Source organism: Bacteroides sp. AM16-13 (assembly GCF_003602705.1).
In the GTDB taxonomy this organism is placed as follows: domain Bacteria; phylum Bacteroidota; class Bacteroidia; order Bacteroidales; family Bacteroidaceae; genus Bacteroides; species Bacteroides xylanisolvens.
Genome location: NZ_QTLK01000006.1, coordinates 145,015 through 156,359, shown reverse-complemented (window position 1 = coordinate 156,359; position 11,345 = coordinate 145,015). Strand labels below are relative to the sequence as shown.

The window sequence follows — 11,345 nt, the reverse complement described above, 5'->3', positions numbered from 1 at the left end:
GGGATTTATTGATATGTGTTAGTTATGAATCAATAAACTTTTATCTGCGTTTCCTTGATTATACCAGTTTTGTTCGTTTTTGCCACTACTTTGCGCCCATTTTGCGAATCCTTTATAGGCTTCCAAGAAATTAGCTTTTTCAATAGCATGTGCTGCGTTGCCTGGTACTCTTAATCCCCAAATCAGGCGTCCTGCACTAAAATAATAATTATCATCTTCTTCGTCCCCGTTTGTATATACCGGTAGCAGATTTTTATCATTGAATGGATATTGGTAAGTGATCGGTTCAATACCATTCATATGGATTTCTGTTCCGCTATCATTACGTTTTAAATACAAGTCGAATTCATCGCCTTCTAATATTTCCTTTACTTCTTTTCTCTTCTTTAGGGTGATCAGAATATTGATCTCCGGTAAATCACTTGTTGCTACCAAAGCATTCTTTTCTGTATTATAATATTGGCTGCCTGCAGGTTTAGCCAGATTCTTAATTAAAGGGCTGTAATCAATGATAAGATGTTTATTGGGGACAAGATCTACTCCGTCGATCGCAGGAATCACGTTTTTAGTTTCATAAACTTCTATACTTTCCACTTCGTCAGAATCTATTTCTTTCAGTCTTAAATAAGGAGAATAAGGGAATATTCCTCCGATAGCTTTTAGACGTAATCCTATTTGTATATACTGCGCAGTGTATTTTTTGTCAACCTTTTTAATACCTTGGAACTGCACCTTATAATTGACTACAAAATCATTAAAGTCATAATCTCCTAATGATGGGAATTGGTCTTCAAACATGATTGTTCCCCAACCATCTTTGGGATGAGAAATGACTCCTTTTGACAATTGGATGTCATCTTCTATATCATGCCCACGAGTGATTGACCGGGTGGTGTTAGATTTGGATTTGGCATCATTAGCAATGTTCAGTGAGAAACTTCTATCTGCATTTACAGGTATGGCTACTTTTTTGATTTCATTGGTGCTGGTTTTGTACTGGGCATACAATGTATTTACGTAGGTTGGGATGCTCAAAGGGAGACTTGAAATTTCTGTATCTACAGGAATGTCGGCTATTTTCTCTTCTTTACTACATGCTTCATCCAAAAAGAAGGAAACCATAGTGGGGGTAGTAGCAGCTACTGTTCCTGCGGCTACTTGAGTTAATTTCCATTGAAAGCCTGCGGGTATATTCAGGTCTTTTACTTGAATTTCTTTTTCGGGTTGTTTACTTTCATCATAAAGGTTCTTCTCACAGGAGCTGAAAGCGAATACTCCAAATAAACAAGAAGCGAATAGAATTGTCTTCTTTTTCATAACAGCAGTGCTTGTTTTGTTAATAATAGGGTTGCTTTTAATGGGTACAAAGGTCGGGATTATTTGTAAATAAAGCAAATAAAGTTGCATATTTTATTTGAAATACTTTTATTATTTGCAAATTCTTTCCTTTTTATCTAGTTTTGGAACTGAAATAAAGTAATGTTTGAGTGATGAAAGATTATAAAGTAGACAAAGCGAGTCTCTCCGCATCCTTTTGTCAAGAGGTGTATCAGGTTGTTCGGGAAATTCCGGTAGGTAAAGTTTCTACCTATGGGGGAATTGCCGCATTATTGGGAATGCCTCAATGTTCCCGTATGGTGGGGCGTGCTTTGAAACAGATTCCGGATGATTTATCTGTGCCTTGTCACCGGGTTGTCAATGCATCGGGACGCCTTGTTCCGGGTTGGACAGAGCAGAAACAACTCTTGTTGGAAGAAGGGATCTCTTTCAAGCAAAATGGATGCGTAGACTTGAAAAAGCATCTTTGGAATTACTCCGTATCTGAATGAAATTTGCATATTTAATCTATTTTCCTTACCTTTGTGCCAACAATATGCAAGAACAGACTGTTATTTATTTATGAAAATACTGTTTTCTACTGTTCATTGAGAGGATAATCTTATCAAATTCTATTCCTTTTAAACTACTTAGTCTGTTTTCTTTAACCATTTAAAAACGTCGGATCGTCATGTTACCATGTGACATGACTGAACCATGCGAACATTCAACTTGTTTATCGTAAGTGAGAATGAGGAACGCGGCAGTTGAAAACAAAACAAATATTATAATCTAAACCAATATATTATATGAGTAAAATAGAAATAAAGGATTTGTACCTTATCTTTGGTCACGAGAAGCAGAAAGCACTCAAGATGTTGAAAAAAGATAAGAGTAAAGAGGAAATTCTGAAAGATACCGGTTGTACGGTAGGAGTGAAAGATGCCAATCTTTCAATTAATGAAGGAGAGTTTTTTGTGATAATGGGACTCTCGGGAAGTGGAAAATCGACATTACTGCGTTGTATCAATCGTCTGATACGTCCTACTGCCGGACAAGTGCTTGTAAACGGAGTAGATATATCTAAAATATCCGAAAAAGAGTTATTGCAGGTTCGCCGGAAAGAACTGGCGATGGTTTTCCAGAATTTCGGTCTGTTACCTCACCGTTCCGTATTGAGCAATATCGCGTTCGGCCTCGAACTTCAAGGAGTGAAGAAAGAGGAACGTGAGAAGAAAGCGATGGAAAGTATGATGCTTGTCGGATTGAAAGGATATGAAAATCAGATGGTGGGCGAGCTTTCCGGTGGAATGCAACAGCGTGTCGGACTGGCCCGCGCTCTGGCTAATAATCCCGAAGTACTTTTAATGGATGAGGCTTTCTCTGCGCTCGATCCCTTGATTCGCGTGCAAATGCAGGATGAACTGTTGGCTTTGCAGTCGAAGATGAAAAAAACAATTGTCTTTATTACCCATGACTTGAGTGAAGCGATTAAACTGGGCGACCGTATTGCGATTATGAAAGACGGAGAGGTGGTGCAGGTAGGTACTTCAGAAGAAATACTGACCGAACCGGCTAACGATTATGTAGCCCGTTTTGTTGAAAACGTGGACAGGAGTAAAATTATTACCGCTTCTTCTTTAATGATTGACAAACCACTGGTGGCCCGTCTGAAGAAAGAGGGACCTGAAGTATTGATTCGTAAGATGCGTGCGAAGAATATCACCGTATTACCTGTCATAGACGCCGATGATAAACTGGTCGGAGAAGTACGTCTGAACGACCTGCTTAAGTTACGTAGCAGACAGGAAAAATCCATTGAAACGATTGTGCGTACCGAAGTACATTCTGTATTGGAGGATACAGTGTTGGAGGATATACTTCCTTTAATGACAAAGAGCAATTCGCCGGTATGGGTGATTGATGAGACGCATGAGTTTTTAGGAACAATCCCGCTTTCCTCCTTAATCATCGAAGTGACGGGGAAAGATAAAGAAGAAATAAACGAAATAATTCAAAACGCAATAGATTTATGATAAATATAGGACAATATATAGAGACGGTCATCAATTGGATGATGGTACATTTTTCCACTTTCTTTGATGCCATAAATGCAGGCATCGGTAGTTTTATTATAGGATTCCAACACGTACTTTTTGGAATACCTTTTTATATAACCATTCTAGTGCTTGCTGCACTCGCATGGATGAAGGCAGGACGTGGTACGGCAATTTTCACCGCATTGGGATTATTACTGATTTATGGAATGGGATTTTGGGAGGCTACTATGCAAACCCTGGCTCTTGTTTTTTCATCTACCTGTCTGGCCCTGATTGTTGGTGTACCTTTAGGAGTGTGGACGGCAAACAGTCCGCGTGCAGAGAAAATACTTCGTCCTGTTCTCGACTTGATGCAGACGATGCCTGCTTTTGTTTATCTGATTCCTGCCGTTTTATTTTTCGGATTGGGAGCAGTGCCAGGAGTGTTTGCCACCATTATCTTTGCTATGCCTCCTGTGGTCCGCCTTACCGGATTGGGAATACGGCAAGTTCCTAAAAATGTAGTGGAAGCTTCCCGTTCGTTCGGAGCTACCCGTTGGCAGTTATTGTATAAAGTGCAGCTTCCTTTGGCGTTGCCCACTATCCTGACTGGTGTCAACCAGACAATAATGATGTCGCTTTCTATGGTTGTCATTGCTGCCATGATTGCTGCCGGTGGTCTGGGAGAAATTGTATTGAAAGGTATTACCCAAATGAAAATCGGACTTGGGTTTGAAGGTGGTATAGCAGTTGTTATTTTAGCTATTATCTTAGACCGTATCACACAAGGAATGGCAGGACGAAAAAATAAGAACTAAACGGAAAGGATAAAATACGTATGAGAATATATAAAATAGTAGGAATAGTATTGTCAGCTATGCTTTTGCTAGCTTCCTGTACTAATTCAGGCTTAGAGAAAAAGAAAGTAAAAATAGCCTATGCCAATTGGCTGGAAGGTATTGCCATGAGTCATTTGGCCAAGGTGGTATTGGAAGAGCATGGATATGAGGTTGAATTGCAAAATGCTGATCTTGCCCCTATTTTTGTATCTATGTCAGGAAAGAAATCTGATGTCTTTCTGGATGCATGGTTACCAATAACGATGAAAGATTATATGGATCAGTATGGAGACAGCATCGAATTTTTGGGGGAGGTATATGGAGAAGCCCGTGTAGGACTGGTTGTTCCTCAATATGTTACGATCCAGTCTATTAGTGAGCTGGAAGCTAACAAAGACCGTTTTTCTTCCGAAATAGTGGGAATTGATGCCGGAGCAGGGATAATGAAGACGACCGATAAGGCCATTGCTGCTTATGGACTTGATGGGTATACCCTCATGACTTCAAGTAGTTCCACCATGCTGGCTTCTTTGAAAAAAGCGATGGACAAAGGAGAATGGATTGTCATCACGGGGTGGACACCGCATTGGATGTTCGACCAGTTTGACTTGAAATTCTTGGATGATCCGAAGAAAGTATATGGAGACTTGGAAGAAATACATGCTATTGCATGGAAAGGATTCAGTGAGAAAGATCCGTTTGCTGCCGAATTCTTTGGCAACATTAAACTAACGACAGAAGAACTTAGCTCTTTTATGACAGCTATGAAGGATGCCCGGATGGATGAAGAAGAAATAGCCCGCAAATGGAGGGATGAACATCGGCAGTTGGTGGATAGTTGGATTCCGAAGTCTGAGAATAAATAGATTGGAGCATTGTTATTCTTAATTTTAAATATAAAATAGACATGAACTCTAGTGGGAAAAAGGGAGTATTGTTTATGTTAGACAGAGTTCATACAATAAAAAAACGGTAATCTTCTACAAGATTACCGTTTTATATTTATAGGGTATTACTATTATTCAGCACCCCAGTTTTCTCTAGCCAAACGTTTGTAGCTGTTGTAACGCCATTTAGCGTTTTCTTCAGCAGCTTTGAACAGTTCTTCAGCTTCAGTAGGATATTGTTTCATTACAGAAGCGTAACGAACTTCACCCTTCAAGAAACCTTGGAAATCTTCCCAGTTCGGTTCTTTGCTATCCAATTGGAATGGGTTCTTGCCTTCTTCTTCCAAAGCCGGGTTGTAACGCCACAAGTGCCAGTAACCGCACTTAACAGCTTTTTCTTCTTCTTCCTGGCTCTTACCCATACCTGCTTTCAGACCGTGGTTGATACACGGAGCATAAGCGATAATCAAAGATGGTCCCGGATATGCTTCAGCTTCACGGATAGCTTTCAGAGTTTGAGCTTGGTCAGCACCCATAGCGATCTGTGCAACATATACATAACCGTAAGTAGTAGCCATCAGACCGAGGTCTTTCTTACGTACGCGCTTACCAGCAGCTGCGAACTTAGCGATAGCACCTACCGGAGTAGCTTTAGAAGACTGACCACCTGTGTTAGAGTAAACTTCAGTATCCAGAACGAGGATGTTAACGTCCTTACCGGAAGCGATTACATGGTCAAGACCACCGTAACCGATATCGTAAGAAGCACCGTCACCACCAATGATCCACTGGCTGCGTTTTACAAGATATTGTTGCAGTTCAGCGATTTGTTTGCAGTGGTTACATTTATCCTTGTTAGCTTCAACAACCGGAATGATCTTAGCAGCCAATTCCTTAGTCTTGTCCGCATCCAGCATATTGTTGATCCATTCAGCGAACAGTTCTTTTACTTCAGCAGGAGTGCAATCAGCAGCAATAGCCTCGTTCATCACTTTCACGAGACGAGCACGCATCTTTTCGTTAGCCAGTTCCATACCCAAACCGAATTCACAGAAGTCTTCGAACAGTGAGTTAGCCCAAGCAGGACCGTGTCCGTTTTCGTTTGTAGTATACGGAGTAGAAGGAACAGAACCAGAGTAGATAGAAGAACATCCGGTAGCGTTAGCAACCATTTCACGGTCACCGAACAATTGAGAAATCAATTTCACGTATGGAGTTTCACCACAACCAGAGCAAGCGCCGGAGAACTCAAACAACGGAGTAGCGAACTGTGAGTTCTTCACGTTAGCCTTGATATCAACAAGATGTTGTTTAGTCTTCACGTTTTCAGCACAGTAAGTCCAGTTTTCAGCTTGAGCCAATTGGCTTTCGAGGTGTTTCATTGTCAATGCTTTGCCACCCTTCTTCGGATTACCCGGACAGATGTCAGCACAGTTACCGCAACCCAGACAGTCGAGAACGTCCACCTGGATACGGAATGTCATACCGTCGAATGCTTTACCTACAGCTTTCAGTTGTTCGAACTTAGCACCCTTCTGCTCTTCAGCGTCGAGTACGAACGGACGGATAGAAGCGTGAGGACAAACGTATGCACACTTGTTACACTGGATACAGTTTTCCGGATTCCATTCAGGAACGAATGCAGCTACACCACGTTTTTCGTATTTAGCAGTACCTTGATACCAAGTACCGTCTTCGATACCCTTGAATGCAGATACCGGCAACAAGTCACCGTCTTGTGCATTGATCGGACGAACTACTTCGTTGATGAATGCAGGATCGTTGTTTTCAGCTTTTGCGTCATCCGGAAGGTTAGCCCAAGCAGGATCAACAGCCAAAGTCTTGTATTCACCACCACGGTCAACGGCAGCATAGTTCTTGTTAACAACGTCTTCACCCTTCTTGCCGTAAGACTTAACGATGAATTTCTTCATCTGCTCAACAGCTTGTTCTACAGGAATAACGCCTGTGATACGGAAGAATGCAGATTGAAGGATCGTGTTGGTACGGTTACCCAAACCAATTTCCAGTGCAATCTGTGTTGCGTTGATATAGTATACAGAAATGTTGTTCTGTGCGAAATATTTCTTAACCTTGTTAGGCAGGTTCTTAGCCAGTTCTTCACCTTCCCAGATTGTGTTCAGCAAGAAAGAACCGTTCTTACGCAAACCACGAGTTACATCGTACATGTGCAGGTAAGCCTGAACGTGACAAGCAACGAAGTTCGGAGTATTTACCAGATAAGTAGAACGGATTGGATTGTCACCGAAACGCAAGTGAGAACAAGTGAAACCGCCCGACTTCTTAGAGTCATAAGAGAAGTAAGCCTGGCAGTGTTTGTCAGTGTTGTCACCGATAATCTTTACAGAGTTCTTGTTAGCACCTACTGTACCGTCAGCACCCAAACCGTAGAATTTAGCTTCGAACATACCTTCGCCGCCTAAAGCGATTTCTTCTTTTTGAGGAAGAGAAGTGAAAGTAACGTCGTCTACGATACCGATAGTGAAGTGGTTCTTCGGCATTGGCATAGCCAAGTTTTCGAATACTGAAAGGATTTGAGCAGGAGTAGTATCTTTTGAACCCAAACCGTAGCGACCGCCAACGATAACCGGAGCATTTTCTGCACCGTAGAAGCAGTCTTTAACGTCAAGGTAAAGAGGTTCACCGTTAGCACCCGGTTCTTTAGTACGGTCAAGAACTGCGATAGTCTTAGCAGTCTTAGGTACAGCAGCCAAGAAGTGTTTAGCAGAGAACGGACGATACAGGTGTACGGCAACCATACCCACTTTTTCGCCGTTTGCTACCAGGTAGTCGATAGCTTCGCGGGCAGCTTCTGTTACAGAACCCATAGCGATAATTACGCGTTCTGCATCTTCTGCACCATAGTAATCGAACAAACCGTATTTACGACCTGTGATCTTAGAAATTTCATTCATGTATTCTTCTACGATAGCAGGAACTGCTTCATAGTAGTTGTTGCATGATTCACGATGTTGGAAGAAATGGTCAGGATTTTCAGCCATACCACGAGCTACCGGTTTCATCGGGTTCAGTGCGCGGGCACGGAATTCAGCCAAAGCTTCCTGGTCGATCAGCGGAGCAAGATCATCATTTTCCAACATTTCAATCTTTTGGATTTCGTGAGATGTACGGAAACCATCGAAGAAGTTCATGAACGGAACGCGAGATTTGATGGTAGCCAAGTGAGCAACACCAGCCAAATCCATAACTTCCTGTACAGAGCCTTCAGCCAACATAGCAAAGCCAGTCTGACGAGCTGACATTACGTCTTGGTGGTCACCGAAGATACACAATGCGTGAGAAGCCAATGTACGAGCAGACACATGGAATACGCAAGGCAAGAACTCACCGGCAATTTTGTACATGTTAGGGATCATCAGGAGAAGACCCTGGGAAGCAGTGTAAGTAGTAGTCAACGCACCAGCCTGAAGAGAACCGTGAACTGCACCGGCAGCACCACCTTCAGATTGCATTTCCTGTACTAATACTGTTTCGCCGAAGATGTTCTTACGTCCTGCGGCAGCCCATTCGTCTACGTACTCAGCCATAGTCGAAGAAGGAGTGATGGGGTAGATAGCTGCTACTTCAGAGAACATATACGAGATATGCGCTGCAGCCTGGTTACCATCACAAGTGATGAATTTCTTCTGTTTAGTCATAACTAAATTAAATATTTAAGTAAATAAATCTTTTAATATAAAAAGCCGAACATCCAGAGAGGTATCTGGTTGCCCCGACCTATTTCAGCCTTATGCAACGCGTACGTTACATTCGGATTGTTCTTGATCTTTGCGCCTTCCTGGCAAATTTTGAACGGCATTACTTCGTCCACCATAAAAGAGACGTTTTTATCTCCTTTATGTACCTTATGGTCTTTCCATAAAGAATTTGCAAAGAATGTGTCGAGCACATCCTGCTCTTCCACTTTCACCGGATAGATGGAATACATCAGGTTGGAGTTGTGCATCATTATCTTTGAAGGTTTTTTAGGGAATTCTTCCCCTTTCGGATAAACCAGATTAATGAGTCGCGCATCTGCCAGATACTTGATATAGTTCATCACCGTGGCGCGAGATGTCTGTATGTCGCTTGCTAGTTGGCTCACATTTGGAGCTTTCGGCCCGTCGACAGCGAGCAAATATAGTAATTTTTTTATCTTTGAAAGATATTTCAGTTCAATTTGTTTGATGAGAAGTATATCTACTTCCACCATCATGTTCATCGTTTTCAGCAGATTCTCCGAAAAGTTACGTTTTTCAAGGAAGAACGGATAGAATCCGTGGTGCAGATAATCCTGAAAATAATCCAACGGACGAACTTTGGAGAGTACTCCTTTGGCAATCTGTTCGTGAGTGCTAAGAATTTCTTCGAGGCTATATGCCCTGAATTTCATGCCTGTTTGCAAGTTTAGGAATTCACGGAAAGAAAATCCACGCAGGTTATAGCTCTTGGCGATATCACGTAATTCAAGATTTTCTTCTTTCAGTCGCATTACGGACGAGCCGGTGAAGACAATTTTCAGGTTAGGAAAACGGTCGTAACACATGCGTAACTCTTTGCTCCATTCCGGATGTTTGAACACCTGATCGATCAACAATACTTTTCCGCCACGTTTCTGAAATTCGTTGGCGAAGTCTACAATGCTGTGGCCCGAGAAATAGAAGTTGTTCATGTTGATGAACAGACAGGAACGGTCGTTCCCGAATTTCTCTTTGGCGTATTGGAGAAGGAAAGTGGTTTTTCCTACGCCACGTGTCCCTTTGATACCAATCAGGCGGTCGCTCCAATCGATCTCGTCCATAAGATCGCGGCGAACGGGGGCATTGGTGTGCTCAACGAGGTAGGCGTGTGTGCGATAGAATGATTCCATTTCAGTTCTTTGTTTTTCGGGTGGCAAATATACTGCTTTTTTTAGGATTTGCAAAGTAGAGATGGCAAAATTGTGTGTTTAATTCCAACTTTCTGTTTATTGTAGTCATTCCTGACTATTTCCTGTATATATTTGCAGAATAAAGTTTTGAATTCATTTGAAATGACAAAAAAGGCTCTTTATATATTCAATCCGGAACATGATTTGGCGTTGGCCAGCGGTGAAACTAATTATATGGCTCCGGCTTCGGCCAGACGTATGGCTTCCGAGTTGGCTTTGCTTCCGATGTGGTATGCAGAGGAGGGGAGTGCTGTATTAGCTCCTTCCGCCTATAATCTCAGTTATTTGAAGCAAATGCAGGAATTGCTGGGAGTTTCGATTCATTTGATGACTGAACCGGAACTTGCTGTCGGACCGGATTTGGATATTCGTCCTTGGGGGTGGGATGTAGCTTTGCGGAAACGGCTTTTAGCGCTGGGAGTGGATGAAGCCCTGCTTCCTTCTATGGAGCAATTAAACGGTTTGCGGGAATACTCCCATCGTTCTAAAGCCGTCTCGTTACTTCCGGAATTACAACTGAATGAATATTTCTGCGGAGAATCTTATTATTTGAAGGCACTGGAAGAATGGAAAACTTTTGTGGAAGAGCGGGAATGCTGCCTGTTGAAAGCTCCGCTTTCGGGAAGCGGTAAAGGCTTGAACTGGTGTAAAGGCATATTTACTCCTTTTATTTCCGGTTGGTGTACGCGTGTGGCTGCTTCGCAGGGTGGAATCATTGCGGAACCTATATATAATAAGGTAGAGGATTTTGCCATGGAGTTTTATTCCGATGGTACAGGTGAAGTGACATTTATGGGATATTCCCTCTTCCATACCGGAAAGAGTGGGATGTATGAAGGGAATCGTTTGCTTTCTAATGAGGCAATCTGGAAACAACTTTCGCAATATGTCCCTTCAAAGGTTCTGACGGATTTGGAGAACTGCTTGAAATATAGGCTTTCTGCGTTGGTAGGAACCGTTTATAAAGGTTATCTTGGAGTTGATATGATGATTTGTCGGTTTCCGGAAAATGAAAAGCCGGTTTTTCGGATTCATCCTTGTGTGGAAATCAATCTGCGCATGAATATGGGAGTTGTTGCGCGTTTTTTATATGACCGTTATGTACATCCTGGTTCAATAGGGCGTTTTGTGATTGATTATCATCCTTCGGAAGGTGAAGCCTTGCAGGAACATGAACGAATGTCCGCAACTTATCCGTTGAAAATCAGGGAAGGTAGAGTGTACTCCGGTTATTTACCTTTGGTTCCTGTTCATAGGAGAAGTTGCTATCGGGCGTGGATATGGGTAACTCCTGATAATATTTAACTTTATC

General features: G+C 42.2%; 8 protein-coding genes. 5 read left to right on the top strand and 3 right to left on the bottom strand.

Annotation, left to right across the window (positions count from 1 at the left end; all coding sequences use genetic code 11):
- Nucleotides 1-18: 18 nt before the first annotated feature.
- Complete coding sequence (locus DW173_RS06570; protein WP_074705388.1) at nt 19-1,407, bottom strand: LruC domain-containing protein; 1,389 nt, start codon at nt 1,405-1,407, stop codon at nt 19-21.
- An 83-nt stretch (nt 1,408-1,490) separates the two neighbouring features.
- Here DW173_RS06570 and DW173_RS06565 point away from each other — a divergent pair, with 83 nt between their 5' ends.
- From DW173_RS06565 to DW173_RS06550, 4 genes are all read left to right on the top strand, one after another.
- The gene (locus DW173_RS06565; RefSeq protein ID WP_004300985.1) at nt 1,491-1,829 is read left to right on the top strand and encodes an MGMT family protein; all 339 of its coding nucleotides are present in this window, start codon (nt 1,491-1,493) and stop codon (nt 1,827-1,829) included.
- Nucleotides 1,830-2,126: 297 nt separating this feature from the next.
- The gene (locus DW173_RS06560; protein WP_004300984.1) at nt 2,127-3,353 is read left to right on the top strand and encodes a glycine betaine/L-proline ABC transporter ATP-binding protein; all 1,227 of its coding nucleotides are present in this window, start codon (nt 2,127-2,129) and stop codon (nt 3,351-3,353) included.
- Nucleotides 3,350-4,174, top strand: coding sequence for an ABC transporter permease (locus DW173_RS06555; protein ID WP_004311730.1), 825 nt, complete (start codon nt 3,350-3,352; stop codon nt 4,172-4,174). Before DW173_RS06560 ends, DW173_RS06555 begins: the two co-directional genes overlap by 4 nt.
- Before the next feature lie 20 nt (nt 4,175-4,194).
- Nucleotides 4,195-5,061, top strand: coding sequence for a glycine betaine ABC transporter substrate-binding protein (locus DW173_RS06550; RefSeq protein WP_004311729.1), 867 nt, complete (start codon nt 4,195-4,197; stop codon nt 5,059-5,061).
- A 152-nt stretch (nt 5,062-5,213) separates the two neighbouring features.
- On the opposite strand, the gene nifJ is transcribed toward DW173_RS06550, so the two are convergent.
- Together nifJ and DW173_RS06540 are read right to left on the bottom strand one after the other, a co-directional pair.
- Complete coding sequence (nifJ, locus tag DW173_RS06545; RefSeq protein ID WP_087318461.1) at nt 5,214-8,762, bottom strand: pyruvate:ferredoxin (flavodoxin) oxidoreductase; 3,549 nt, start codon at nt 8,760-8,762, stop codon at nt 5,214-5,216.
- Nucleotides 8,763-8,794: 32 nt separating this feature from the next.
- Complete coding sequence (locus tag DW173_RS06540) at nt 8,795-9,973, bottom strand: ATP-binding protein (RefSeq protein ID WP_004311727.1); 1,179 nt, start codon at nt 9,971-9,973, stop codon at nt 8,795-8,797.
- A 162-nt stretch (nt 9,974-10,135) separates the two neighbouring features.
- Here DW173_RS06540 and DW173_RS06535 point away from each other — a divergent pair, with 162 nt between their 5' ends.
- Complete coding sequence (locus DW173_RS06535; protein WP_120144064.1) at nt 10,136-11,338, top strand: hypothetical protein; 1,203 nt, start codon at nt 10,136-10,138, stop codon at nt 11,336-11,338.
- Nucleotides 11,339-11,345: the final 7 nt, after the last annotated feature.

Coding starts and splice junctions, on each gene's coding strand:
- DW173_RS06565 (WP_004300985.1), top strand. CDS start 1,491: ATGAAAGATTATAAAGTAGACAAAGCGAGTCTCTCCGCATCCTTTTGT.
- DW173_RS06560 (WP_004300984.1), top strand. CDS start 2,127: ATGAGTAAAATAGAAATAAAGGATTTGTACCTTATCTTTGGTCACGAG.
- DW173_RS06570 (WP_074705388.1), bottom strand. CDS start 1,407: ATGCAACTTTATTTGCTTTATTTACAAATAATCCCGACCTTTGTACCC.
- DW173_RS06550 (WP_004311729.1), top strand. CDS start 4,195: ATGAGAATATATAAAATAGTAGGAATAGTATTGTCAGCTATGCTTTTG.
- DW173_RS06535 (WP_120144064.1), top strand. CDS start 10,136: ATGACAAAAAAGGCTCTTTATATATTCAATCCGGAACATGATTTGGCG.
- DW173_RS06540 (WP_004311727.1), bottom strand. CDS start 9,973: ATGGAATCATTCTATCGCACACACGCCTACCTCGTTGAGCACACCAAT.
- DW173_RS06555 (WP_004311730.1), top strand. CDS start 3,350: ATGATAAATATAGGACAATATATAGAGACGGTCATCAATTGGATGATG.
- nifJ (WP_087318461.1), bottom strand. CDS start 8,762: ATGACTAAACAGAAGAAATTCATCACTTGTGATGGTAACCAGGCTGCA.